The 25,084-nt window shown below is 66.1% G+C and carries 21 protein-coding genes; 13 read left to right on the forward strand and 8 right to left on the reverse strand.

All coding sequences use genetic code 11. The features are described from left to right. Window positions 1-6 precede the first annotated feature (6 nt). Genes KK488_RS04185 through KK488_RS04195 form a run of 3 tightly spaced genes read right to left on the reverse strand, consistent with a single transcriptional unit; the run spans window position 7 to window position 3,621 of the window. Entirely contained in the window at window positions 7-723 is a 717-nt protein-coding gene (locus KK488_RS04185; RefSeq protein ID WP_214621868.1) for an ABC transporter ATP-binding protein, read from the reverse strand. After that, window positions 716-2,134, reverse strand: coding sequence for an efflux RND transporter periplasmic adaptor subunit (locus KK488_RS04190; RefSeq protein WP_214621869.1), 1,419 nt, complete (start codon window positions 2,132-2,134; stop codon window positions 716-718). Before KK488_RS04190 ends, KK488_RS04185 begins: the two co-directional genes overlap by 8 nt. Window positions 2,135-2,151: 17 nt before the next feature. Then, entirely contained in the window at window positions 2,152-3,621 is a 1,470-nt protein-coding gene (locus tag KK488_RS04195; protein WP_214621870.1) for an efflux transporter outer membrane subunit, read from the reverse strand. Window positions 3,622-4,103: 482 nt separating this feature from the next. Here KK488_RS04195 and KK488_RS04200 point away from each other — a divergent pair, with 482 nt between their 5' ends. Further along, the gene (locus KK488_RS04200; RefSeq protein ID WP_214621871.1) at window positions 4,104-4,556 is read left to right on the forward strand and encodes a MarR family winged helix-turn-helix transcriptional regulator; all 453 of its coding nucleotides are present in this window, start codon (window positions 4,104-4,106) and stop codon (window positions 4,554-4,556) included. Between the two features lie 21 nt (window positions 4,557-4,577). Here the strand turns inward: KK488_RS04200 and KK488_RS04205 are convergent, their stop codons facing one another. The 3 genes from KK488_RS04205 to KK488_RS04215 all read right to left on the reverse strand — a co-directional run bounded on the left by KK488_RS04205 (window position 4,578) and on the right by KK488_RS04215 (window position 8,290). Beyond that, a complete protein-coding gene (locus tag KK488_RS04205) occupies window positions 4,578-5,072 on the reverse strand; it encodes a DUF6644 family protein (RefSeq protein ID WP_214621872.1) in 495 nt (164 codons plus the stop codon). Window positions 5,073-5,089: 17 nt separating this feature from the next. Further along, the gene (locus KK488_RS04210; RefSeq protein WP_214621873.1) at window positions 5,090-5,575 is read right to left on the reverse strand and encodes a DUF6644 family protein; all 486 of its coding nucleotides are present in this window, start codon (window positions 5,573-5,575) and stop codon (window positions 5,090-5,092) included. Between the two features lie 252 nt (window positions 5,576-5,827). Next, on the reverse strand, window positions 5,828-8,290 hold the full coding sequence (locus tag KK488_RS04215) for a TonB-dependent receptor (protein WP_214621874.1): 2,463 nt from the start codon (window positions 8,288-8,290) through the stop codon (window positions 5,828-5,830). Window positions 8,291-8,559: 269 nt separating this feature from the next. On the opposite strand from KK488_RS04215, the gene KK488_RS04220 reads away from it, so the two are divergent. The 4 genes from KK488_RS04220 to KK488_RS04235 are packed head-to-tail and all read left to right on the forward strand — an operon-like array spanning window position 8,560 to window position 11,105. Beyond that, complete coding sequence (locus tag KK488_RS04220) at window positions 8,560-9,453, forward strand: hypothetical protein (RefSeq protein ID WP_214621875.1); 894 nt, start codon at window positions 8,560-8,562, stop codon at window positions 9,451-9,453. 14 nt (window positions 9,454-9,467) lie between these two features. Then, entirely contained in the window at window positions 9,468-9,887 is a 420-nt protein-coding gene (locus KK488_RS04225; RefSeq protein ID WP_214621876.1) for a DUF6152 family protein, read from the forward strand. A 14-nt stretch (window positions 9,888-9,901) separates the two neighbouring features. Further along, the gene (locus tag KK488_RS04230) at window positions 9,902-10,267 is read left to right on the forward strand and encodes a DUF6152 family protein (RefSeq protein ID WP_214621877.1); all 366 of its coding nucleotides are present in this window, start codon (window positions 9,902-9,904) and stop codon (window positions 10,265-10,267) included. A gap of 25 nt (window positions 10,268-10,292) precedes the next feature. Then, window positions 10,293-11,105 (forward strand): hypothetical protein, encoded by an 813-nt coding sequence (locus tag KK488_RS04235; protein ID WP_214621878.1) that lies wholly within the window; start codon window positions 10,293-10,295, stop codon window positions 11,103-11,105. 131 nt (window positions 11,106-11,236) lie between these two features. On the opposite strand, the gene KK488_RS04240 is transcribed toward KK488_RS04235, so the two are convergent. Beyond that, a complete protein-coding gene (locus KK488_RS04240; protein ID WP_214621879.1) occupies window positions 11,237-12,499 on the reverse strand; it encodes an FAD-dependent oxidoreductase in 1,263 nt (420 codons plus the stop codon). Between the two features lie 92 nt (window positions 12,500-12,591). Between KK488_RS04240 and KK488_RS04245 the strand changes: the two genes are divergently transcribed. From KK488_RS04245 to cobA, 8 genes are all read left to right on the forward strand, one after another. Further along, complete coding sequence (locus KK488_RS04245) at window positions 12,592-13,677, forward strand: alpha/beta hydrolase (protein ID WP_250890082.1); 1,086 nt, start codon at window positions 12,592-12,594, stop codon at window positions 13,675-13,677. 189 nt (window positions 13,678-13,866) lie between these two features. Further along, window positions 13,867-14,448: an ANTAR domain-containing response regulator gene (locus KK488_RS04250; protein ID WP_214621881.1), complete on the forward strand. Its 582-nt coding sequence runs from the start codon at window positions 13,867-13,869 to the stop codon at window positions 14,446-14,448. Beyond that, window positions 14,442-15,656, forward strand: a complete 1,215-nt coding sequence (locus KK488_RS04255; protein ID WP_214621957.1) for a CmpA/NrtA family ABC transporter substrate-binding protein — start codon at window positions 14,442-14,444, stop codon at window positions 15,654-15,656. The genes KK488_RS04250 and KK488_RS04255 overlap by 7 nt, the downstream gene beginning before the upstream one ends. A gap of 228 nt (window positions 15,657-15,884) precedes the next feature. Continuing rightward, complete coding sequence (locus KK488_RS04260) at window positions 15,885-17,132, forward strand: nitrate/nitrite transporter (protein WP_214621882.1); 1,248 nt, start codon at window positions 15,885-15,887, stop codon at window positions 17,130-17,132. A 236-nt stretch (window positions 17,133-17,368) separates the two neighbouring features. Beyond that, entirely contained in the window at window positions 17,369-19,894 is a 2,526-nt protein-coding gene (nirB, locus tag KK488_RS04265) for a nitrite reductase large subunit NirB (RefSeq protein WP_214621883.1), read from the forward strand. After that, a complete protein-coding gene (nirD, locus tag KK488_RS04270; protein ID WP_214621884.1) occupies window positions 19,891-20,229 on the forward strand; it encodes a nitrite reductase small subunit NirD in 339 nt (112 codons plus the stop codon). Before nirB ends, nirD begins: the two co-directional genes overlap by 4 nt. Window positions 20,230-20,386: 157 nt before the next feature. Then, window positions 20,387-22,981 (forward strand): nitrate reductase, encoded by a 2,595-nt coding sequence (locus tag KK488_RS04275; protein ID WP_214621885.1) that lies wholly within the window; start codon window positions 20,387-20,389, stop codon window positions 22,979-22,981. After that, on the forward strand, window positions 22,974-23,768 hold the full coding sequence (gene cobA, locus KK488_RS04280; RefSeq protein ID WP_214621886.1) for a uroporphyrinogen-III C-methyltransferase: 795 nt from the start codon (window positions 22,974-22,976) through the stop codon (window positions 23,766-23,768). Before KK488_RS04275 ends, cobA begins: the two co-directional genes overlap by 8 nt. Here the strand turns inward: cobA and KK488_RS04285 are convergent. Further along, window positions 23,740-25,020 carry a glycoside hydrolase family 130 protein gene (locus KK488_RS04285; protein ID WP_432653835.1) on the reverse strand — a complete coding sequence of 427 codons (1,281 nt, stop codon included), beginning with the start codon at window positions 25,018-25,020 and terminating at the stop codon, window positions 23,740-23,742. The two genes, cobA and KK488_RS04285, sit on opposite strands and share 29 nt — an antisense overlap. Window positions 25,021-25,084: the final 64 nt, after the last annotated feature.

Raw genomic sequence — 25,084 nt, forward strand, 5'->3', positions numbered from 1 at the left:
TCGCACTCATGGCGTCACCGCCTTCGCTCCGTTGCCCTGCTCGATCCGGTCGACCAGGCCATCCTTGAAATGGACGATCGTGCGCGCGAAGGACGCCATGTCAGGCTCGTGCGTCACCATGAGAACGGTGATGCCCGCCTCCCGGTTGAGGGCGGCGAGCAATTCCATGATCTCCACGGAACGCTCGCTGTCGAGATTGCCGGTTGGCTCATCGGCAAGCAGCACGTCGGGATTGGTCACCAGTGCGCGGGCGATCGCGACGCGCTGTTGCTGCCCGCCGGAGAGCTCGGCGGGGGTATGGTCCCACCATTCTTTCAGGCCGACCTTGTCGAGCGCGTTCATTGCCGTCTCGCGCCGCTCGGCCTTGGGATCGCCGCGATAGAGCAGGGGCAGTTCGACATTCTCCAGCGCGGAGGTGCGCGCGAGCAGATTGAAGCCCTGGAATACGAAGCCGAGATATTTGCGCCTCAGCAGCGCGCGCTGATCGCGGTCCAGCGTCTCGACGGGAAAGCCCTTGAACCGAAAGGTGCCTGAGGTGGGCACGTCGAGGCAGCCGATGATGTTCATGGCCGTGGACTTGCCGGAGCCCGATGGCCCCATGACCGCCACGAAATCACCTTGAGCAACGTCGAGATCGACGCCCTTGAGCGCCTGGAAGGCGGTCGCGCCTTCGCCATAGACCTTGGTGATGCCCCGCAGGGAGATGAAGCTGTCCTCAGCCACCATTGCCCCCTGCGCGGCCCTGCTGGCGTTGGCCGGAGCTGCCGCCCGCGCCGTTACCGGTGCTCTGGCGCGATGACCCGCTTTGTTTCGCCGATCCGCCTGAGGCGAGCTGGCTGGTGATGACTTCCATGCCCGGCTTGAGATCACCCGAGAGTATTTCGGTATGGAAGCCATCCGTATCGCCGGTGGTGATTTGAATCGCCCTGGGCTTGCCGTCCTCGTCCTTCACATAGACGGTCTGCGTCGCGCCGCGGCCGAGCGTGGCGGTGCGCTCGGCGCCTGCGCCCCGGCGGCCGGGCCGGATGGTGAGCGCACCGGTAATACCCCCGGACTGGCTGCTGGTCGTCGCCGCCGGCGTGAAGCGCAACGCCGCATTGGGCACCAGCAGCACATTCTTCTTGTCCGACGTGACGATGTCGGCCGTTGCGGTCATGCCCGGTCGGAGCGTGAGTCTGGCATTGTCGACGGTGAGATCCGCCGAATAGGAGACAACCTGATTGGCCGTCGTGCTGCTGCTCGTGGTCGACGAGGAGGAGCTGGCCGAGCTTGCCGAGAGGTTGGAGCCGATGTCGACGCGCGAGATCGTCGCGGGGAAGGTCTGGCCGGGGAAGGCATCCACGGTGAAGGTCGCGCGCTGCCCATTCTGGACCGAGCCGACATCCGCCTCGTCAATCGCGACCTCAAGCTTCATCTTGGAGAGATCCTCCGCGATCACGAATAAGGTCGGCGTGTTGAACGAGGCGGCGACGGTCTGACCGGGATCGACCTGCCGCGCGAGCACGACGCCGGAGACCGGCGAGCGGATGATCGCGCGGGCACGCTGGGTCTGGTTCTGCGAGAGGGAGGCCTGGCTGGCCAGGACGTTGGCCTGCGCGACATTGAGTGCGGCAACGGCACGCTGGACGTTGGCTTCCGCCGTCTGCATCTCCGTCTCGGCCGGCACGCGGCCGCCCGAGAGCTTCGCGACTTCCTTATAGCGCGCGAGCTGGGCCTGCGCCTCGGCGAGGGTTGCGCGGGCCTGCCCAACCTGCGCCTGGTTGGCGGCGAGCTGGGCCTTGCTCTGGCGGATCTGGTCCTCGATCTGCTCGGGGTCGATCTCGGCGAGGGCCTGGCCGGCCGTGACCTTGTCGTTGACGTCGACCAGAACCTTCACGACGAGGCCGGACAATTGCGAGCCGACCGTCACCTGATTGGTGGGAGCCAGCTTGCCGGTCGCGGCGACTGTGGTGACGAGATTGCCGCGCTCGACCGTCGCGGTCGCATAGTCGGGATTGCTCGATCCGCCGAAGCAGCGCGCCAGCAGCAGGACCAGCACGAGCATCACCACGGCGATGACGCCCCATTTGATATAGCGGCGCCAGGCCGGCTGCTGCTTCACGCCGAGAAAGTCATCGAGGGTCTGATCAGCCATGGCTTCGTCTTTTCCGGTCAGTTGGGCGCGGATGCGGAGGGGGGTGCGGCAGGTGCGGTCGGCGTGACGGCGGAATCCCATCCTCCACCCAGCGCGCCATAAAGCGCGATCAGCGCCGTCCCCTTGTCCGAGCGGGCCTGGACGAGCCCGTTGCGCGCGGAGATGAGCGCCGCTTCCTGCGTGTTGAGCGTGGTGAAATCGGTGAGGCCCGAGCGATACTGGCTGCGCGCCAGGATCGCCGAATTGCTGGCCGCGTCATAGGCGATGGCGAACTGCTGCTCGCGCTCGGTTGCCGAGCGCAGCGCCATGACGGCATTCTCGACATCCTCGAGCGCGGTCAGGACGCTCGACTTGTAGGCCGCGAAGGCACCGTCCGCCGCGGCGCGGCTGGCGCGGACCTGGGCGCTGAGCCGGCCGCCGTCGAAGATCACCTGGCTGAGGCTGGCGAAGAGCCCGCCGGTAATCGTGTCCAGCACGCTGCTGAAGTTGCCGGCGTTGGCGGACAGGCTGCCGGATAAATTGAGCGCGGGGAAAAGCTGTGCCTTGGCGACACCGATCTGCGCCGTCGCTGCGGCGAGGTTGCGCTCCGCCGCGCGCACGTCCGGCCGCTGGCGCAGGATGTTGGCGGGAATGCCGGCGGCGACATCGGCCGGGCCGACCGGGATTGGCTGCGGCGCGGCGAGCAAGGGCTTGAGCGCGCCCGGGGCCTGCCCGGTCAGCACGGCGATGCGCGAGACGGCGGCATTATATTGCTGCTCGATCGGCGCGATGGCGGCGGCGGTCTGCGCCCGGCTGGCGCGGGCCTGTTCGGCGTCCAGCGAGGAGACGAGGCCGGCCTGCACGCGAAAGCCGACAATCTCCAGATTGTCGTCCTGGATGGCGAGGCTGGCCTTCGCATTGTCGAGCTGAGCCTGATAGGCGCGCGCCAGCACATAGTTGCGCGCGACCTCGCTCTCGACCGAGAGAAGCACGGTCGCATAGTCGAAGCCGGCCGCCTCATAGTCCGCCCGGCTCGCCGCCACGCCGCTGCGCACGCCGCCGAACAGATCGACCTGGTAGCTCGCGTCGAGGCCGAGCGAAAAGCTGCTGCGTCCACCGCTGCCGGTGGTCGTCACCGTGCCGTTGGGCAGGGTGGTCGTCGTCACGCCGCCACGGATCGGCTCGGTGCGGCTGTAGCCGGCCGAACCGCTGAGGCTCGGGAACAGGGACGCCTGGCTGACTGCGAGCTGCTCGCGCGCCTGCCGCAGCCGCGCGATTGCCTGCGCCAGATCGAGGTTGGAGGCCGAGGCCTGATCGACCAGCCGGGTCAGTACCGGATCGTTGAACTTGCTCCACCAGCGCGTCAGATCCTCGGCAGCGGGCGCCGCGACCACCGACCAGCCATCGGGAACGCCAAGATCGGCCGCACTGCTCGGGCGATAGGTCGGGCCGACGCTGCACGCGGAGACGAGGAATGTGCAGAACAGCACGGAACTCACATGCTTCATGGCGATGGAATGCTCGCGAAGGCGGGACGGGTCCAGTCAGGATTTGTACTAATGTGTTTCGCCAGTGTTGCGACAATGTTTCGGGGTCGCCACCCGTTCAGGGAAAAGAGGGTCTCCTGTCAGCCAGCCCGGCATAAGAGGTTCCAAAGACAAAGAGGGACAGGTGAGCATGGCGACGATCGAGGCAGGCCTGCGTCCGGAGTTGCTTGGGGCGAGTGCGCGTCCGGAGCGATCGCCGCGCGGACAGCGATTACTGGACCGACCATGGCCGGTCCCGCGGGCATGAACCCCTTGAGCGGGCGGGAGAACTGGCATCATCTGCACCGCCCCGACGTCGCCGATCTCGATGTCTCGTAGCAGGACGGCGGCGGCGTTCCGCCGATCATAGTTGCATTTCGGCCACGCACGCGCCAACAGAGGCGGCTATGGCCTTGCCCCTTGCGTGGAACCAAAACGGCGGAGATTATTTCATCCCGCATCGCGTGCTGCTGCTGGCGCGTAAGATCGAACGGGAAACGGCGCGCGACCTGCAATCAGCGTTCAACATCTCGGTCGCCGAGTGGCGTGTGCTGAGCATCACCTGCACGCGGGGCTCGTCCAGCGCCGCCGAGATCTGCGCCGTTTTCGAGACGGACCGCGCCGAGGTCAGCCGTGCCGTCTCGCGCCTGCTCAAGGCGGATCTGATCCAGCGCGAGCCGGATGACAGCCACCGCCAAAAGATGAGGATCATCGCGACCCCTGCCGGACGGGTCGTATTCGACGGCGTCGTCGCCACGCGCGACGCCTATTTCTCTTACATCATGCAGGATATGACCCAGGAAGAGCGGCATAACTTCAACCGGGCGCTGGAAGGCATCGCGATCCGGGTGGACGAACGACGGAGTACGCGAATCCGGACGGCTGGAGCCCCGCGTTCCCGCCGGTCCAAGGATTGATCTGGCTGAACGGGTTGCGCCTCAGAAAGGCGCCGTGGTGAAGCCGATCCAGCGGCCGCAAGCGACGACCAGAATCCAGATGGAAAGGGACAACAGGCCCGCCAGCTTCGCCGCAGCAGGGATCGGTCCGCCCCGGTCCCACGCCGCGATGTTGCGCATCGTGAGATAGTGGAACACCAGCATATTGATCCCGGCGAGCAGCATCAGCGCCAGCTTGATGCGGAACGCCATATTGTCGAAATAGGTGACCGGCTGGGACGTGAAGAGCAATGTCCCCGTGATACCCGCGAGGATGAAGGCGATCCAGGTCGGCGGCAGCAGCGCGCGGCTCAGCCGGCTGATCGGATAGCTGACCCCGGCAAGGCCGATCAGCCGCAGGTCGACGATCGCGATGAGGCCGATGACCGTGGTGATGGCAATCACATGCACCGTCTCGACGGCCGGGAAGGCAGACGGATCGACCGCCATGAAATCGCCGATGGCGCTCGATCCGATGGCGTCCAGTAAGTCGTACATCAATATCCCCCGATCGTTCAGGTATAAGCGATCCAGCGCCCACAGATGATGATCGCGATCCAGACCGATACGAGCAGGATCGCCAGCAGACGGACACCGCCCGGCGTGCGCTGTTCCGGCTGGACGAGCCCCCGGACCGAGCGTGACAGCGCCAGGAACAGGGCGATAGCGACCAGCAGCAGGAGCATCTTCGTCTGGAACAGGAAATTGTTCAGGGATCGGGCGGGCTCGCCGCAGATCATCGTCACGCCGGACACAAGCAGCACCGCCAGTCCCCAGCCGATCCAGCCGTCCAGTCGCCGGCCCCATTGTGCCGGCGACCAGTCGCTCCCGGCGAGTTGCAGCGTGCGCAGCGACAGCGCGAGCGACGAGGCGAACACGGCGGCGATCGCCAGGATGTGGATGGTCTGGACGGCGGGCACGGCCCATTCGACGGTCTGCATCGTCTGATGAACGCTGGTGGTTTCGAGCCAGGTGACCAGCTCGTTGATCCATTGGGTCATGATCGATCCTCGAAGGAAGTCCGCGCCGGGCGCGCACTTCCGGGCAAGTTGGAAACCGGACTTTATCCAAAACTGTTGATCAGTCAACGGTTATGATTGGAGCGGCATGATGTCCAGAGCGCAAGGTTGCACCCGACACGAAGGATCGTCGTGACGGCGTGTGTCGCCGACGATCTTCGCTTCACGGTGCTGGACGGAGAGCTGTTGCCCGGTTGGCAGGAGAGGGACGCGTGGGCGCCCCTCTCCCTTCGATCAGAAGTTGAACTTCAGCGAGACGCCGATGTCGCTCGGGCGGCCGCGCACGACGCTGAGTGCATTGCGCGGAGGAGCAGCGATGCCGGTACCCGCGCCCGAATCCCAGAAGCCGCCGCCAAAGCGCTGCGCATAGGTCGCATAGACCTTGTCGAGCAGGTTGTTCGCATAGATGGTGAGGGTGATGGGCAGAGCGGTCGGCTGGATCTGCACCCGCGCATTGACCAGCCCGTAGGAGGGCAGGATATAGCCCGAATCCGCCGTATCGTCCGGATAGACGGATTGCTTGCCGACATAGGCATAATTGACGTTCAGCGTCGCCTTGCCCGCGCCCATGCGCGTCGTGTAGGTCGCGCCGATATTGTAGGTCGGCGTGGGAATGTCCGGATAGAGGTGGGTCGTCCCGGCCGGCGGATTCTTGAGCGTGTAGGCGGTAAGTCCCAGGCTGCCGTCGACCGTCAGGCCGGGCGCGACCACGAGCTGGCCGTCGACCTCGATGCCGCGGATCCAGGCGTCGCCCTGATCCTGCAGGGTCGGAATGAAGCCTACGGGACAGGCCGCGCTGCCGGGCACGATCTGCGCCAGCGGACCCGTGCCGCAATTGACGCGGATCACGGCCTGGCGATCGGTATAGTGCATCAGGAAAGCGGTCGGGTTGAGCCGCAGGCGACGATTGAACAGGGTCGTCCTGAAGCCGAACTCGTAATTGACCACCTCTTCGTTCGGGACGGGCTTGACCAGCGGGCTCTGGTTGGCTCCCGTTGCGTTGTTGGTCGCAGTCCAGCCAAGCACCGTGTAGCTGAACGAGCCGGCCTTATAGGCCTTGGAGATCGTGGCATAAGCCATGATGTCGTCGGTGAAGTGATAGTCGATCGTCGCGCGGTAATCGAGCGCGCGAAACGGCGCGCTGGCGTTGACGGTCGTCGAGGATGTCCCGGGCGCGACGGTGAAGTCGGGTGTCTGATAGGGTGTCGCGGGCGGCGGATAGCGCGTCTGCGTATAATCCTTGTGATCCCAGGCGTGGCGCAAGCCGGCGGTCAGGTTGAGCTTGTCGGTGACGTGCCAGGTGCCGCTCGCGAACAGCCCGACGGAGTCCGAGGTCTGGAAGACGTCGCTGATCGTGCGCGTATAAAGACCACCATCGGCGTTCGCTGGTGTGCCCGGCGTAGCCGGATAGTTGCTCGTACCACGACGATTCACGATATAGTTATAGGGCGCGCCGCTCTTCTCGTGGAAATAGGTGCCGCCCGCGACCAGATCGACCGCGCCGCCGAACAGCGCCGCATTGAGCTGCAATTCCTGGTAGAAGACGCGCGAGTTGAGGATGTCGTAGCGCATTTCCATGCCGATAAGTTCCCAGTCGGTCACGGCGCGGTGCTTGAGCTTCGAATAGCCGGTGATGGAGTGGAGGCTCACCGTATCGCTGAGCGACCAATTGACGTTGAGATCCGCCTGCCAATATTCGTCATTATTATACTGGTCGCAGGCCGCGTCATAGTCCGGGTTGAAATCATCCATCAGGCAGACGTCGGGCGCCTGATAGGGGCCTTTGACGAGACGCGGATCATTATAGGCGGCAAGCGGCGCTTGGCCGGCCGCCTTGAACGAGTCGTTTAGCCAGTCGCCATAATTGCCCTGGATGATACCGTCGATGCCGGGGCGCATGTCGAATTCCTGCATGACCCACGGCGTCGCGTTCTCCTTGGACTTGTTGTAGAGGAAGCCCCAAGTGGCGGTCAGGCCGGGCGCAAGTTCGCCGCGCAGCTGCACGCGCGCGACATAGTCTTCCTGCATGCCGAGCTTCTGCGTTCCACGGCTGACGAAGCCGTCCTGATAGAGATAGGCGCCCTGTGCGCGCAGCGCGAAACCGTTGCCGATGGGGATGTTCACCATCCCGATCACGTCGCTATGCTTGAAGGTGCCGACCACGCCTTCCAGCGAACCCTCGAACCGGTCGGTCGGCTGCTTGCTGAAGATGCGGATGGCGCCGCCGGTCGAGTTGCGGCCGAACAGCGTCCCCTGTGGCCCGCGCAGCACCTCGATCCGGTCGACGTCGAGCACGCGCAGGACGGCGCCGCTCGTGCGCGGCATATAGATGCCGTCGACATAGAGGCCGACACCGCGCTCGCCCGTCGCGCCGCCGCCACCCGAAATGCCGCGGATCACGAAACTGGCCGCGCTGCTGCCGCCGCCGCGGGTGGGGGAGATGCTGAGATTCGGCGTGAAATGGGAGAGATCCTGCAGATCCTGGATGCCCTTGGCCTCAAGAGTCTCCTGCGTCACCGCGATGATCGACAGCGGCGTATTCTGGAGGTTGGTCGCGCGGCGTTCCGCGGTGACGATGATGTCCTGAATGCCGACGTCATTGTCGCCGGAAGCCTGCGGCTGCGTTGCCTGTGCGTGCAGCGTTCCGCCCTGCAGCCCCATCATGGCAGTGCCCGCCAGCGCGGCGGCGCGAATCATATCGGCCCGAATCCTGGACCGAGTCCCGAATGTCTTCATCATCCTCTCCCCCTGTTCCGCCTGCAGTTTTGCGAGAAAACCCGCGGCTAACCGCAATCTGAAACGTTCCGTACGTTCATCGTTTTTCTGTAACGTCCGTCTCGCTATTGACTGATCAACGGTGACGGTTGATTTGTCAACTGTAACGAATCACGGGGCTCCAACTTGTCGAGGGTTTGGCGCGGCCAGCGTTGGCCGGGGACGTCCGTGCGCAAGGGAGCGGGAGAGAAATGAGCATGGCTGCGAAGTGCGCGTCCCGGTTCCGGACCGGATTATGCCGCGATGTGCTGGCGGTTGCGGCGAGCGCTCTGCTGCTGGCGGTCCCCCTGCATGCACAGACGACGGACCGCAATCGTCGCCTCAGTCCGGAGCAGCTGGAGATCATGCAGCAGCGTCACCCTGGCCTCGCCGGAGCGCTCGATCCGGACAATCTTGCGAAGAAGCGCCCCAAGCCCGGCTTCGACATGACCGGCACCTGGTTCGTCGACCTCTCCGAGGGGTTCAACAAGTTCATGTTCGGTCCGCCCTATCCCGAGTTTTTCGAGGAGGGGAAGAAGGCGCAGATCGAGGGCGCGGCGGCGCGGGCGCGGGGCGAGAATTATCGGGACAGCATCGGGCAATGCTATCCGGCCGGCATGCCGATGATCATGACGCGGGTCTGGCCGATCATGTTCGTGCAGGTGCCGACCGCCATCTACATGGTCGCGGGCTTCACCAACAGCTTCCGCACCATCTTCCTCGACGGCCGGCCGCATACCGATCCGGACATCTACGTGCCGACCTATAACGGCGAATCGATCGGCCATTGGGAGGGAGACACGCTGGTCGTCGACACCCAGGGATTCGAGACCGATCATCACTGGATCGATGTCGGCCTGCCGATCAGCGACGAATTCCACATGGTCGAGCGCATCCGGATGATCAACGGCGGCAACACGCTGGAGATCGAATATATCATGACCGATCCCAGGATGTGGAAGGGCGAGTGGCGCAACACCAAGCGGTGGGATCGCGTCACCCAGGCCGACATCGGCGAAGTCGAATGCACCGAGGCGCGCAACGCCAATCTCCCCGGCACCGATCGCGGCCAGCAGGAGCTGGACGAGCGCGAGAAGAAGAAATGATCAAAGGAACCGATGTGACGAAGAGCAAGTCTCTCCTGGCCGCAGCCGCGCTGGCGACGGCGATGATCGCGATGCCCACGGCAGCGCATCATAGTTTCGCGATGTTCGACCAGAACAAGACGGTGTCGCTCAAGGGGCAGGTCGTCGAATTCCAGTGGACCAATCCTCATGCCTTCATCGAGCTGGATGTCCCCAACGGGCAGGGCGCGAGCGATCGCTGGAGCATCGAGCTCAACAGCCCCAACAACCTCACTCGCCAGGGCTGGCGGCGCTCGTCGCTGAAGCCCGGCCAGACCGTGACCGTGACGCTCAATCCGCTGCGCAACGGCAAGAAGGGCGGCCTGTTCAACAAGGTCGTCCTGCCGGACGGCAGTGTCCTCGCCGATGTGCGGCCGTCCAGCGGCAAGCCCATCAACGTGCCGTCAGCCAATTGAGGAGGTCGCCAGAGATGCGCATCAAATCTGTCGCGATGCTGGCCGTGGCCGCACTCGCCGTCCCCGCGATCGCTCATCACAGCTTCGCGATGTTCGACATGAAGAAGGACGTGACGGCCGAAGGCGTCGTCACCGACTTCCGCTGGACCAATCCGCACGCCTGGATGCATGTCGACATGGCCGACAAGAGCGGCACCAGGGCCAACTGGGCGCTCGAGATGACCAGCCCAAACAATCTGGTGCTGAGCGGCTGGCGGCGCAGCTCGCTCAAGCCCGGCGACAAGGTCACCGTCACCTATCATCCGCTGCTCAACGGCAAGACCGGTGGGTCGCTCGTCAAGGTGGTGCTGCCCGACAGCAAGATCCTCGAGAATAAATAGGCCGGAGCGGATGAGCGGGATGAGAATGATGCGGCCTGGCTTCCTGCCGCTCGGCGTGATGCTGGCCGCGTTCGCCGCCCTGCCCGTGGCGGCCGAACAGGCGGCCCCGGTCGCGGCGCAGAGCGAGGCGGCGGGCAAGATCTGGCCCTCGGCGGCCGAGCAGGTGAGCTATGCCGCCCTGCAGAGCCTGCCAGACTGGCGCGGCATCTGGCTTCCTATGCCGGGCGCGCCGAAGCCCGAAATTCCCAGGCTGATCGGCAAATACAAGACGCTCTACGACGAGATCCAGGCGCTGATCAAAAGCGGCGATCCCGAAGCGCAACTCAAGGTCGAGCGGCGCGCCTCGGCCTGCGAGCCGCCGGGCATGCCGGGCGTCATGACGCAGCCCTATGACATCGAGTTCCTGTTCACGCCCGGCCGCGTCACCATGATCCAGGAGGCCTATATGCAGGTGCGCCGTATCTTCACCGACGGGCGGCCGCTGCCCGAAGATCCGGACCCGACCTATAACGGCTTCTCGGTCGGCCATTGGGAGGGAAGCACGCTGGTCGTCACCACGGTCGGCCTGCGCGAGGGCGGTATCATGGGCCGCTGGGGGATCAGCCACAGCGACAAGGTGAAGATCACCGAGCGCATCCATCTCGATCCGGCCAACAAGGACGTCCTCGTCGTCGAAAACACCTTCGAAGACCCGCTGGCGCTCGCGGCGCCCTGGCACTCGACCTATCTCTTCTCGCGCGAGCGGGCACAGGACCAGCTCGAATTCATCTGCGCGCAGAATGATCGCAATCCGATCAGCGACAAGGGCGAAGTCGGGTTCATCGACGCGGCGCATTAAGTCGAGCGCCCCCGCATATTCCCATCGTCATCCCCGCGAACGCGGGGATCCAGACTCCGACAGGGCGGCGCTCGTGATGCTGGATTCCCGCGTTCGCGGGAATGACAGGGAGTGGGTTAGATCACGGCCTCTCAGCGCTGACCAGTCGACAGCTGCGAATGCGAGCTGCCGATGATCGCGCCGCCGGTCGGGTCGATCGTGCGCCAGCGTGATGTCTCGCGCAGCGTGTCGCCGATCAGCCGGAAGGGATAGGCGAAGGTCGCCTTGCTCAGCTCCGGATCGGTCGCCAGCGCGCGGAAGCCTTCCAGGTCGGCCTGCCGCTCGGCCGGGTCGCTGCGCTCCTGCATCTTCTTGTTCTCGACCGCGCTCGCCGAGGCGATCTCCCAGAAGATGCGCAGCCGCTCGCGGGAGTAAGCATCGAGGATCACCTCGCTCTCCTCGCCCCGCGCCACCGCGCCCAGCACGTCCGAGAGGATCATGGCGTCCCAGATGCCACCCGTGAGCCCCATGCCGCCATTGGGATTGGTGACATGCGCCGCATCGCCGGCGAGCAGCACCCGGCCCTCGCGCAAGCTGCTGGCGGCGCGCTGGTTGAGGGCATAGGGGCTCGCCGTGTCGATCGTGTAGGCGGCGGCCTTCGGCAGGATATGGTCGAAGCGCTCGGGCAGGCGCTCCAGGAAGGTCTCCGCCGGCAGCGCCGCATCTTCCTGATAGGTGACGCGCCAGAGGCCGTCCTTGCTGAGCAGGGCGATCACGCCGCCATAGACCGGATCGCAGATGAAGTTGGCCGGGCCGTACCCATAGGAGGCGAAGTCGCAATAGATGTTGGTAGCAACGAAGCGGTTGCTCCAGGTGAAGCCGTCGAACGTGACGTTCATCGCATTGCGCACCGCGCTGCGCCCGCCATCGGCGCCGATCAGCCATTTGGCGCGTAATTGCTCGCGCCCGTTCGCCGTCTCCACCTCCGCCACCACATGATCGTCGGTCTGGCTGAAGCCGGTCAGCGCGGTGCCAAACCGCACGTCCACGCCCGCGCGGCGCGCATGCTCCAGGCCGATGCCGGTGAAGAGATGCTGGCCGACATGAAGCTGCCGGTCGATCGGCCAGCCGAACATCTCGGGATAGTGCAGGGTGAAGGATTCGCGGAAGCCCGGCACATGCAGGCCGAGCGTGGTGCAGGGAACGGCGAGCGCCTCGATCTCTGGCAGGATGCCCAGCTCCTGAAAAACCAGGATGGTCGAGGGCATCACCACCGCGTTGCGCGGCGAATCCATGATCTGCGCGCCCGCCTCGATCAGCGTAACCTTGACCCCCGTCTGCGCGAGCGCCAGCGCGCTGAACACGCCGACTGGCCCGGCGCCGACGATCAGCACCTCTCCGACATCCTCCATCATTCTCTCTCCCTGGCAGTGCGTCGAAACAGTCGCGCGCCGCCTGCGAAATCTGTAGCAAGGTAGCCAATCAGAGCAAGGAGAGAGGCCAAGTGATGCGCAGTTTGAAACCCGGCGACCTTCATGCCGCCGGAGAGCCGCTCAATCTCGCCGCGCACGGCTCCTTCTGGACCGGGATCGAACGCAAGGCGACGCCCGGCGGCACGATCGTCGCCGGCCAGGCCTATGTCGAATATTTCATCCCCTCCGCTCTGACCAGGCCGTGGCCGATCCTCATGCTGCATGGCGGGGGCGGGCAGGGGCTTGACTATCTCGGTACGCCCGACGGGCGGGAAGGCTGGGCCAAATATTTCGTGCGGCAGGGCTATGCCGTCTATGTGATGGACCGCCCCGGCCACGGCCGCGCACCCTTCCATCCCGATGCGCTTGGCGAGATGACGCCGCCCGGCACGTTCGAGCTGTTGAGCGCGCTCTTCACCAATCCCGGCGCCCGGCCGGAGGCCTATCCGCAGGCGCGTCTGCACAATCAATGGCCAGGCCCGGGCACCGTCGAGGATCCCCTGCTGGAAGCTTTCATCGCCGGCACCGGGCCGGCGCAGAAGGACATGGCCGCCAGTCATCTCGCCGCACAAAAAGCAGGGGCCGAGGCGCTCGACAAGATCGGCCCGGCGATCCTGATGACCCACTCGGCCGCCGGCCCTTGCGGCTGGATGATCGCGGATGCGCGCCCGCACCTCGTCAAGGCGTTGGTCGCGGTCGAGCCGTTCGGCCCGCCGTTCACCGGTATGTCGGCGGACCCGACCACCTTGCCTTATGGCCTCACCGCCGCGCCTTTGACCTTCGATCCGCCGCTGGCACAGGGCGAGGCGCTGTCTTCAGTCGAGCGTCCCGCGCCCGGTGCCGATCTCAAGGCCTGTCGGGTGCAGGCCGAACCAGCGCGGGCATTGCCCAACCTGCAAGGCTATCCGATTGTAGTGGTAACGGCGCAGGCGAGCTGGATGGCGGCCGACAATCACGGCACCGTCGATGTGCTGCGCCAGGCCGGCGCCGATGTCGAGCATGTGCGGCTGGAGGATCAAGGCGTGCTCGGCAATGGCCATGCCCTGATGCTGGAGCGCAACAGTGATGCCTGCGCTGCGGTCATCGAGCGCTGGATCGCGGGGAAACTGGAGACGCCCTAGCGACAAAATTGGCCCTGCCGGCTGGCCGCGCCTGCTTCGGTTAAAGCCTTCAGTGCACAAGGGAAAATTTTCACCGGGCGATGACGGGGCGCCTTGCCCCCGGCGTGGGAGCGGGCTCGGATTCCGGCAAGCCGTTTGACGTTCCATCGCGCGAGATGCATTCATGTTGCACGTGCGAAGGGGATTTGGGTGCGAATCGTCATCATCGACGACAGCGGTGCGCGGGCGACGGTCCTCGAGGAGGGTCTGCGCGATGCGGGCTATGAGGACATCCACGTGGTGCCGCCGCGCGGCGCGTTCGTCGCTCGCCTGGAGCGCATGGCGCCCGATGTCGTGCTGATGGATCTGGGCAATCCGAGCCGCGACACGCTGGAGGAAATGCTGGTCGTCAGCCGCGCGCTCGCCAAGCCGATCGCCATGTTCGTCGACCAGTCGGACGACAATATGATCGGCGCGGCGATCGATGCCGGCGTATCCGCCTATGTCGTCGACGGCCTGCGCAAGGAGCGGGTGAAGCCGATCCTCGATCTCGCCATCCGCCGCTTCAGCGCCTTCGCGCGCATGCAGGCGGAGCTGGACGAGGCCCGTACCCAGCTCGCCGATCGCAAGACCATCGACCGGGCCAAGGCGATCCTGATGAGCTCGCGCGGCCTGTCCGAGCCGGACGCCTATGCGCTGCTGCGGACCACTGCCATGAACCAGGGCAAGAAGCTGGTCGACGTCGCTGCGGCGCTGATCACCGCCAGCGATCTGTTGGGAGGGACATCGTGACGCCGATCCGCATCGCTTTCCTGGCGCTCACCGATGCCGCCGTGCTGATCGCCGCGCGCGAGAAGGGGTTTGCCGAGGCGCAGGGCATCGCGCTCGATCTCGTCCGCGACACAAGCTGGGCGACACTGCGCGACCGGCTGGTCTATGGGCAGGTGCAGGCCGCCCATATGTTGGCGCCGCTCGCCGTGGCGGTGACACTCGGCCTCAGCCAGCAGCCCTGCGCGCTCTCCGCGCCCTACAAGCTCAACGTCAACGGCAACCAGCTCGTCATGGCGCCCGATTTCGCCGCCGCGCTGGAGCGGGACGCGGCTGTGCGCCTCAATGATCCGCTGGCGACCGCGCATGACTTCGCCAATGCGATCGGCCTCCACCATCGCAAGCCGGTCATCGGCGTGGTGCATCGCTTCTCCAGCCATGCGCTGATCCTGCGCTACTGGCTGGCGAGCGCTGGCATCGATCCGGATCGCGACGTCGTCCTGCGCGTGCTGCCGCCCTCGCTGATGGTCGAGGCGATGCGCGCCGGCGAGATTGACGGCTTCACCGCCGGCGAGCCGTGGGGCAGCGCGGCCGTCGAGGTCGGCCTCGCCGAGGCGGTCGCGGCGGGCGAGCGCCTATGGCAGCGCGGCGTCGAGAAGGTGTTGACCTTCCGCACCGACTGGATGGAGCAACATCCCGATCTCGTCGATGGCTTGCTGCGGGCCATGGCCGGGGCAGCCGCCTGGTGCGATGATCCGGTGAACCGCGTCGAGCTGGCCGGATTGCTGGCGCAGCCGGCTTATGTCGATCAGCCCGCCGAACTGATCGAGCGCGCGCTCGCCGGGCGGATCGTCGTGCGGCAGGGTGAGGCGCCGGTCGACCTGCCCGATTTCATCCTGTTCGCGCGCGACGCGACGCCGTTTCCGTGGCGCAGCCAGGCGCTGTGGATCTACTCGCAGCTGGTCCGCTGGGGCATGGTCGAGCCCAGCGCGCAGGCGCAGGCGCGCGCCGCCGATGTGTTCCGCCCCGACATTTACCGCCGCGCGCTCGCGGACAGCGATGCGCCGATGCCCGGCGCCAGCATGAAGGTGGAAGGCGCGCTCCTCTCGCCATTGGCGATCGGCGCGCCGAAGGGGTCGATCACGCTCGGGCCGGATCGTTTTTTCGATGGCCGCGCCTTCGATCCGGATCGGATCGAGGAGTATGTCGCCGGCTTCCCGCCCCGCCGCTGAGCGATTGCAAATTTGTGCCTTGCAACATGAAACGAATCGCGAGATAAAGTTTCCGACGCGCAAAGATGTGCGCCCATCAGGATAGCGTGCTCCACAGACGGAGCCTGGGCCGTCCTAATCAGACAATTTCGCAGCAAAGCCGCTGACCGGATTTCGCACCACCGTGCGGACGTCCGTCGAGCGGCTTTTGTTTTTTCGTTTCATCGCGCATCCTCGGGAGCACGTGACATGGCAACAATCGTCAAGGACATTTCAGGCGCCGTTTCCGGCGAAACCGCCGACGCCAACAGCTTCTGGCGCGCCGGCCACCGGCCGACGCTGATCGCTGCCTTTCTCTATTTCGATCTCGCCTTCATGGTCTGGGTGCTGCTCGGGCCGCTCGCGCCGGAGATCGCCAAGACACTCTCGCTGACCCCGGCCGAGAAGGGCCTCATGGTCGCCACGCCGACGCTCATGGGCGCCATTCTGCGCGTCGTCAACGGCCTGCTGGTCGATCGCATCGGCCCCAAGCTCTCCGGGGCGATCGGGCAGGTCATCGTGATCGTCGGCCTGCTCTCGGCCTGGCTGCTGGGCGTCAACAGCTTCGGCGGCACGCTGGCGCTCGGCGTCATCCTCGGCTTCGCGGGGGCGAGCTTCGCCATCGCGCTGCCGCTGGCCAGCCGCTGGTATCCCGCCGAGCATCAGGGCAAGGCGATGGGCCTTGCCGGCATGGGCAATTCGGGCACGGTGCTCGCCTCCCTGTTCGCGCCGACGCTCGCCAAGCTGTTCGGCTGGAACGCGGTGCTGGGCCTTGCCTGCATTCCGCTCGCGATCGTCCTGGTCGCCTATCTGATCATGGCGAAGGATGCGCCTAACCAGCCGGCGCCCAAGAAGTTCACCGAATATTTCCATCCGCTCAAGACGGCCGACGCCTGGTGGCTGATGGCCTTCTATGCGGTGACGTTCGGCGGCTTTTCGGGGCTGGCGTCTTCGCTCACCATCTATTTCACCGATCAGTTCGGCCTGACCACGGTGCTCGCCGGCTATTGCACGGCGGCCTGCGTGTTCGCCGGCTCGCTGGTGCGGCCGATGGGCGGCGCGCTGGCCGATCGGATCGGCGGCATTGCGACGCTGACGATCGTGTTCATCGTCGCGGCCGTCGCGCTCGCCGGGGTCAGCATGGCGCCGACGATCGGCACGGCGTTAGCACTGTTCGTTGTCGCGATGTTAGCCCTCGGCACCGGCAACGGCGCCGTCTTCCAGCTCGTGCCCCAGCGTTTCCAGGCGGAGATCGGCATCATGACCGGCCTGGTCGGCATGGCCGGCGGCGTCGGCGGCTTCTATCTCGCCTCGTCGCTGGGCTTCGCCAAGCAGTTCACCGGCAGCTTCGCCTCGGGCTTCCTGATCTTCGCCGGACTGGCGGTCCTCGCGCTTGCCGGCATCCTTCTGGTCAAGGCCAAGTGGCGCGCCAACTGGAGCACCGGCGCCCGGATTTAAACCGGGATCCTCCCCGAGCTCGCTCGGGGAGGATCTGAAAGCAAGAGAATCACTTGCACCCTCAAGCATTTCCGATCATGTTGCAGTGCGAAGGGCAAGGCTGCCCGACTCTTTCATAGCCGCGATGGCCCGATGCCGGGTCGCCAAGGCGCATCGTGATGGCAAGGTCGCCATCCAGGTTTCGGTTTCAGAACCGGAGCCCGGATGGCGGCCTTTTTCGTTTTGGAGCTACGGACATGGACTTCCAGGACTATCAATCCCGCGATAGCGCGGGGGACGCGTCGGAGCGCGGCTCCGTCGACCGGCGCGAGCATCTCGTCGTGGTCGGCAACGGCATGGCCGGCTGCCGCGCCGTGGAGGAACTGCTGGCGCGCGACGCCGGCCGCTACCGCGTCACCATTTTCGGCGCCGAGCCACATGTGAATTATAACCGGATCATGCTCTCCCCGGTGCTCGCCGGCGAGAAGACGTTCGACGAGATCGTGATCAACGGCCCCGACTGGTATGCCGATAACGACATCACACTCGTGACCGACGATCCCGTCACCGCGATCGACCGCGCCGCCAGGAGCGTCACCAGCCGCTCGGGTCGCACGATGGGTTATGATCGCCTGCTGATCGCCACCGGGTCCGATCCCTTCATCATCCCGGTGCCGGGCAAGGATCTGCCCGGCGTGATCAGCTTTCGCGACATGAAGGATGTCGACTGTATGGTTGCGGCTGCGGAGGCCGGTGGCGACGCCGTTGTCATCGGCGGCGGCCTGCTCGGCCTCGAGGCCGCCCACGGCCTGACCCTGCGCGGCATGAAGGTGACAGTGCTTCACATCATGCCGACGCTGATGGAGCGCCAGCTCGACGAGGCGGCCGGATGGCTGCTCAAGACCGCGCTCGAAGCGCGCGGGCAGACGATCCTGACCGGCGCCGACACCGCCGAGATTTTCGGTGACGGCAAGGTCGAGGGCGTCCGCCTCAAGGACGGGCGCGAGATTCCCGCGAGCCTGGTCGTCATGGCCGTCGGCATCCGCCCCTCCGTCGCGTTGGCGCGCGAGGCCGGGCTGGATGTCGGCCGCGGCATCAAGGTCGATGATCATATGGTGACGAGCGACCCGGCTATCCTCGCGGTCGGCGAGTGTGTCGAGCATGACGGCAATGTCTATGGTCTCGTCGCGCCGCTGTGGGACATGTGCCGCAGCCTGGCGGACGGTCTGGTCGGCAAGGCCAATCCCTATCGCGGCTCGGTCACCTCGACCAAGCTCAAGGTCGCCGGGCTCGATGTCTTCTCGGCGGGCGATTTTTCCGGCACCGGCGGCGGCTGCGAGGACATCGTTCTGCGCGACGCCAGCCGGGGCATCTACAAGCGGCTGATCCTACAGGATGACCGCGTCGTGGGCGCCGTCCTGTTCGGCGACACGTCTGACGGAAGCTGGTATTTCGACCTGCTGCGCAAGGGCGAGAATGTCGCCGATCTGCGCGACCTGCTGATCTTCGGCCAGGCCTTCGCCTCGGGAGGAGGCGCGGCGGACCCTAAGGCGGCCGTTGCGGCGCTCTCGGACGACGCCGAGATTTGCGGCTGCAACGGCGTCTCCAAGGGCAAGGTGATCGCCTGCATCGAAGCGGGCGCCGGTACGCTCGACGCGGTCCGCGCTACCTGTAAGGCGTCGGCAAGCTGCGGCTCCTGCACCGGCCTCGTCGAGAGCCTGCTCGCGCTCACCCTGGGCGACGATTATTCTGGCGAGCGCGCCGTCAAGACGATGTGCAAATGCACCAGCTTTGGCCATGACGATGTCCGCAAGGCGATCGTCGAGCGCGGCTTCCGGGAAATGCCGCAGATCATGCAGGAGCTGAGCTGGTCGACGCCGGATGGCTGTTCCTCCTGTCGTCCCGCACTCAATTATTATCTGCTCTGCGCCTGGCCCGGGGAATATCGGGACGACCAGCAGAGCCGCTTCGTCAACGAACGGCTGCACGCCAACATCCAGAAGGACGGCACCTATTCGGTCGTGCCGCGCATGTGGGGCGGCCTCACCAACCCGCGCGAGCTGCGCGCCATCGCCGACGTGGTCGAGAAATATAACGCGCCGATGGTCAAGGTGACCGGCGGCCAACGGCTCGATATTTTCGGGATCAGGAAGGAGGATCTGCCCGCCGTCTGGGCCGATCTCAATGCCGCCGGCATGGTCTCGGGCCACGCCTATGGCAAGGCGCTGCGCACGGTGAAGACTTGCGTCGGATCGGAATGGTGCCGCTTCGGCACGCAGGATTCGACCGGGCTCGGCGTCAAGCTCGAGAAGATGAGCTGGGGCTCGTGGATGCCTCACAAGTTCAAGATCGCCGTCTCGGGCTGTCCGCGCAATTGCGCGGAAGCGACGATCAAGGACTTTGGTGTGGTCTGCGTGGATTCGGGCTATGAGCTGAGCGTCGGCGGCAATGGCGGTATCAAGGTCCGCGCCACCGACTTCCTGTGCAAGGTAGCGACCGAGCAGGAAGCGCTGGATTATTGCGCGGCCTATATCCAGCTCTACCGCGAGGAAGCCCGCTATCTGGAGCGCACGGCGCCCTGGATCGAGCGGGTCGGCATCGACTATGTCCGTGCCCGCATCGTCGAGGACGAGGTCGGCCGCGAGGCGCTGCGCTCGCGTTTCCTCTTCTCGCAGAGCTTCAGCCAGAACGATCCCTGGTCCGAGCGCGCGGCCGGCGCCGAGCGCGAGCAGCATGCGCACATGGCGCAGTTCAAACCCATCCGACAGGAGGAAATGGCATGATCGGCGAGTGGCTCGACATTGGCTGGCTGAACGAAATTCCGATGCGCGGCAGCCGCACCGTTCCGGTCGATGGCGGCGAGGAGATCGCCGTCTTCCGCACCGGCGACGACAAGGTCTTCGCCCTGGTCAATCGTTGCCCGCACAAGGGCGGGCCGCTGAGCCAGGGCATCATCCATGGGCACAGCGTCGCCTGCCCGCTGCACAACTGGAGCATCGCGCTGGCGACGGGCGAGGCGCAGGGCGAGGACAAGGGCTGCACGCCGACTATTCCGGTGAAGATCGACGGCGGCCGCGTGCTGATCTGCCGGGCGAGCACGCTCAAGGCGGCGGCGTGAGGGTGAACAACCATAAGCCCCTCTCCTTCAGGGGAGGGGTTGGGGTGGGGCGGCAACGCCGCAGTTTGTCGCTTCGCGAGCGATGCTGCGCATCGCCCCCACCCCTTTCCCTTCAAACGAGTCACGTGCCTCGTTTGAACCTGAAGGAGAGGGGTTAATGGATGCGATCCACACCACTTGCGCCTATTGTGGTGTCGGCTGCGGCATCCTCGCGACGCCGACCGGCGGTCGCGCCGTCGAGATCAAGGGCGACCCGGATCATCCCGCCAATGCCGGCCGGCTCTGCTCCAAGGGCACGCATCTGGGCGAGACGGTCGGCCTCGAAGGCCGGCTGCTCCACCCGATGATCGGCAATCGCCGCGCGAACTGGGACAAGGCGCTCGACCTAGTGGCGAAGCGCTTCCGCGAGACGATCGCGCGGCACGGGCCGGACAGCGTCGCTTTCTATGTCTCGGGCCAGCTGCTCACCGAGGATTATTATGTCGCCAACAAGCTGATGAAGGGCTTCATCGGCTCGGCGAATATCGACACCAATTCAAGACTCTGCATGTCGAGCGCGGTGGCCGGGCATCAGCGCGCGTTCGGCGAGGATGTCGTGCCGGCAAGCTATGACGATCTCGACGAGGCCGATCTCATCGTGCTGGTCGGCTCCAACACCGCCTGGTGCCATCCGATCGTCTATCAGCGGATCATGGCGGCGCGCGCCGCGCGCGGCACAAAGCTCGTCGTGATTGATCCGCGCCGCACCGAGACCTGCGAGGAAGCTGACCTGCATCTGCCGCTGCGGCCCGGCAGCGACGTCGCCCTGATGAACGGCCTGCTCGCCCATTGCCGGCGCGAGGGGCTGGTCGATGAGGCTTATCTCGCCGACCATGTCGATGTGCCTGCGGGCTTCTGGAACGCTCTCCATACCGATCATGACTTGTGGAGCGTCGCGCGCACCTGTGACGTGCCGCCGGCCGAGCTGCAGCGCTTTTATGAGCTGTTTGCCGCGACGCCGCGCACCGTCACCCTGTTCAGCCAAGGCATCAACCAGTCGATCCGCGGCACCGATCAGGTGAACGCGATCATCAATGTCCATCTCGCCACCGGCCGGATCGGCAAGCCGGGCGCCGCGCCGTTCTCGATCACCGGCCAGCCCAATGCCATGGGCGGGCGGGAAGTCGGCGGGCTCGCTTCTACGCTCGCGGCCCATCGCGGCTTCGGCGAGCAGGATGTCGCGGACGTCGGCCGCTTCTGGGCGGCCGAGCGCATGGCGACCAGGCCAGGCCTCAAGGCGGTCGACCTGTTCCGCGCGATGGGCGAGGGGCGGATCAAGGCGGTCTGGGTCATGGCGACCAATCCCGCCGTCTCCCTGCCCGACGCCGGCCGGGTGCGCGAGGCGCTGGCCGCCTGTCCGTTCGTCGTCGTGTCGGACGTGATCGCGGATACCGACACCGGCCGCTTCGCACATGTTCGCCTGCCCGCGGCCGGCTGGGGCGAGAAGGACGGCACGGTCACCAATTCGGACCGCACCGTCAGCCGCCAGCGCGCCGTCCTGCCGCTGCCGGGCGAAGCGAGACCGGACTGGTGGATCATCAAGGAAGTCGCCCGCCGCATGGGCTGGCGCACCGCCTTCGGCTATGACCGGCCGGCCGAGATCTGGCGCGAGCATGCGCGTCTCACCGCCTATCGCAACGATGGCGCACGGCTGCTCGACCTGCGCGACAGAGCCGCGATCGGCAATGAAGCCTATGATGCGATGGCGCCGTTCCAGTGGGGCGGCGCTCCCTTTGCCGATGGCCGCTTCTCGACGCCGGACGGCAAGGCGCGACTGATCGACCTGACCCAGCGTCAGGCCGAGGACCCGCTTGCCGACTGGCCGATGACGCTCAACACCGGCCGTTATCGCGACCAGTGGCACACGATGACGCGCACCGGCCTCAGTCCCAGGCTGGCACGCCACCGCGAGGAGCCTCTGGTCGAGATCCATCCCGACGATGCGGCGGCGCTCGGCATTGCCGATGGCAAGCTCGCCCGCGTGGCAACCCCGCAGGGCGAGAGCCTGTTCCGCGTGGCGCACAGCACGGGCCAGCGGCGCGGCGAGCTGTTCACGCCGATCCACTGGACCGATCGGCAATCGACCGGCGGGCGTACCGGCCTGCTGCCGCGCCCGCTCGTCGACCCGCATTCGGGGCAGCCCGGTTTCAAGATGACGCCGGTGCGGATCGAGGCCGTCACCGTCGACTGGCACGGCTTCCTGATCGTCCATGGCGAGGCCGGGGCACCGGACTGCCTGTGGGCCACCCGCGTGACGGTCCCCGGCGGCGCGCTTTTCGAATTGGCCGGGCTGGGTGACGCGGCGGCGCTCGATGCAGCTCTGCCCAGGGGCGAACGCATCGAGGCGAACGATCCGGCGCGCGGCACGCGGCGCGTCGCGGTGCTGCGCGATGGGCGGCTGGTCGCGGCGCTCTTCGTCACGCGCACCGGTGAGCTGCCGGGCCGCGACTGGCTGATCTCGCAGCTCAGCCAGCCGCAGGGCCTGCAGGTTCTCGCCGGCCGCGCGCCGGGCGCGCAGGAGGATCGCGGCGCGATCGTCTGCGTCTGTTTCGATGTCGGCGTGCGCACCATCGTCGCGGCGATCCGCGATCAGCAACTGGCCGATGTCGCCGCGATCGGCGCGGCGCTGGGCGCGGGCACCAATTGCGGCTCGTGCCGCCCCGCGCTCGCCCGGCTGCTCGCAACCGAAGGCAAGGAGGCAGCCCATGGCTGATGATTTCCCACCCGGCACCGTCTGGCTCGTCGGCGCCGGCCCCGGCGATCCCGAACTGCTCAGCCGCAAGGCCGAGCGCCTGCTCGCCGCCGCCGAGATCGTCTTCTACGACGCATTGGTCGGCGAGGAGATATTGGCGCTCGCCCCCAAGGCGCAACTGGTGAGCGTCGGCAAGCGGTCCGGCCGTCACAGCAAGGATCAGAGCACGATCGACGGGCTGATCGTCGCTGCGGCGTCGCTCGGTCGTCGCGTCGTTCGCCTCAAGGGCGGCGATCCGTCGGTATTCGGGCGCGTCGCGGAGGAACTGACCGCCTGCGCCGAGCATGGCATTCCGGTCCGCATTTGCCCGGGTATCACCGCCGCCAGCGCCGCGGCGGCCAGCGGACTCGCCTCGCTCACCCTGCGCGGTGCCGCGCGGCAGCTCACCTTCCTCACCGCCCATGCCAAGGCGGGGGAAGCGCTTGTGCATGATTGGGATGCGCTGGCCAGAGCCAAGGGCACGCTCGCCATCTATATGGGGCGTGCTGCCGCGCCGTCGATCGCACGCGAGCTGATCGCGGCGGGGCGCGATCCGGCGACACCGGTCATGGTCGCGGTCAACGTGTCGCTTCCCACCGAGCGCGTGCTGCGCGGGCGCCTCGACGCCTTGTCATTCCTGGTGCGTACGATCGGGCAGGATGACCCCACCGTCCTGCTGATCGGCGAGGCCGTCGGCGCTCGGGGTAGCGTGACGGAGGATCGCATGATCGCTCTGGCGGCTATTCCATCTTCGCCAGCACATCGCTGATGTCCGCGAACGCGAAGGCGACCGAACTGTCGGCGAGCCCGTAAGGCAGGAACAGGGTCTTGCCGAGCCGCAAGGCGCCACAGGTATAGACCACGTTGGGTACATAGCCCTCGCGCTCATGATCGGCTGCGGAAAGCAGCGGGTCAGGCGTGCGCGCCAGCACGATCGAGGGATCATTCTTGTCCAGCAAGGCTGCGCCCAGGGCATATTTGCGCATCGGGCCGACGCCGTGCGTGAGCAGCAACCACCCCTCGTCCAGCTCGATCGGCGGTCCGCAATTGCCGATCTGGATGAACTCCCAGGGATATTTGGGCTCCATGATCCGCGCGCCGCCGGACCATTCGCACATCTCGTCGGAGCCGAGCAGAAAAAGGTTCTTCCCGTCCTGCCGTCCGATCATCATGTAGCGCCCGTCGACCTTGCGCGGGAACAAGGCCATGCCCTTGTTGACCGCGGCCGATCCCGCCATCGGTTGCAGGCTGAACCGGCGGAAATCATGCGTGCGCATCAGCTCCGAGTGGATCGCCTGCCCGCTATAGGCGGTATAGGTCCCGATCCATTCCTTCTCGCCGTCATCATGGGTGAAGGCCGTGAGGCGCAGGTCTTCGAGGCCATTGGCCTGAGCCGGTGTCACCGGGAAGATCACCGTTCCGGACAAGGTGCTGTCATGGTCGCGATTGACGATCACCACGCCATCGGAATCGCCCCCGCCCGGCTGCGCCATCGCGGCGGTGGCGATCGGCGGCTCGCGCACAAGGTCGAACCGGCCGCTCGCGCTGACCAGTCCCTCGCGGAAGGAGATGGAGCTGATATGCCCCTCGCCGACCGCGCGCAGCGACATGACGAAGCGCACCGTCTCCGCGTCCAAGCCCGACTGGTCGGGATGCGGCACGATCGAGGGGTTCATCAACGCGGCGGCGGCATAGCTATATTCGTGGCAGAAATAAGCACCGATCAGGAGGCGCTTCGCCCCGCTGATCAGGGCGCAATCCACCTTGAGATCAGTTGCAACCTGCTCGAAGCGCGTCTCGAACACGCGGGCGATCTGCCAGTGGCGGGCCTCGAAATCGTGGAAAACGGCTTCCAGTGCGCGGTCGACCGCCGCGTCGTTCATGTCCAATATGTCGCTGACCAGCCTGCCCGCGCGGCTGGTGGCGAGCCCGGCGGCCTGCCAGCTCAGATGGAAAGGGCGGACCACGACGCGGGCAGGATCTGCCGTGAGCCGTTGCTCCAGGCGACGAAATATTGGCACGGCGTCCCTGTCGGCTCGTTGATCGGGGTCGAGCGCCGCTCTTACGGCAGGCTTGCTGCTCATG

Origin of the sequence: Sphingobium nicotianae (genome assembly GCF_018603885.1) — a bacterium.
GTDB classification, from domain to species: Bacteria; Pseudomonadota; Alphaproteobacteria; order Sphingomonadales; family Sphingomonadaceae; genus Sphingobium; species Sphingobium nicotianae.

Coding starts and splice junctions, on each gene's coding strand:
- KK488_RS04190 (WP_214621869.1), bottom strand. CDS start 2,134: ATGGCTGATCAGACCCTCGATGACTTTCTCGGCGTGAAGCAGCAGCCG.
- KK488_RS04195 (WP_214621870.1), bottom strand. CDS start 3,621: ATGAAGCATGTGAGTTCCGTGCTGTTCTGCACATTCCTCGTCTCCGCG.
- KK488_RS04205 (WP_214621872.1), bottom strand. CDS start 5,072: ATGTACGACTTACTGGACGCCATCGGATCGAGCGCCATCGGCGATTTC.
- KK488_RS04210 (WP_214621873.1), bottom strand. CDS start 5,575: ATGACCCAATGGATCAACGAGCTGGTCACCTGGCTCGAAACCACCAGC.
- KK488_RS04215 (WP_214621874.1), bottom strand. CDS start 8,290: ATGATTCGCGCCGCCGCGCTGGCGGGCACTGCCATGATGGGGCTGCAG.
- KK488_RS04220 (WP_214621875.1), top strand. CDS start 8,560: ATGAGCATGGCTGCGAAGTGCGCGTCCCGGTTCCGGACCGGATTATGC.
- KK488_RS04230 (WP_214621877.1), top strand. CDS start 9,902: ATGCGCATCAAATCTGTCGCGATGCTGGCCGTGGCCGCACTCGCCGTC.
- KK488_RS04235 (WP_214621878.1), top strand. CDS start 10,293: ATGATGCGGCCTGGCTTCCTGCCGCTCGGCGTGATGCTGGCCGCGTTC.
- KK488_RS04240 (WP_214621879.1), bottom strand. CDS start 12,499: ATGATGGAGGATGTCGGAGAGGTGCTGATCGTCGGCGCCGGGCCAGTC.
- KK488_RS04245 (WP_250890082.1), top strand. CDS start 12,592: ATGCGCAGTTTGAAACCCGGCGACCTTCATGCCGCCGGAGAGCCGCTC.
- KK488_RS04260 (WP_214621882.1), top strand. CDS start 15,885: ATGGCAACAATCGTCAAGGACATTTCAGGCGCCGTTTCCGGCGAAACC.
- nirB (WP_214621883.1), top strand. CDS start 17,369: ATGGACTTCCAGGACTATCAATCCCGCGATAGCGCGGGGGACGCGTCG.
- nirD (WP_214621884.1), top strand. CDS start 19,891: ATGATCGGCGAGTGGCTCGACATTGGCTGGCTGAACGAAATTCCGATG.
- KK488_RS04275 (WP_214621885.1), top strand. CDS start 20,387: ATGGATGCGATCCACACCACTTGCGCCTATTGTGGTGTCGGCTGCGGC.
- cobA (WP_214621886.1), top strand. CDS start 22,974: ATGGCTGATGATTTCCCACCCGGCACCGTCTGGCTCGTCGGCGCCGGC.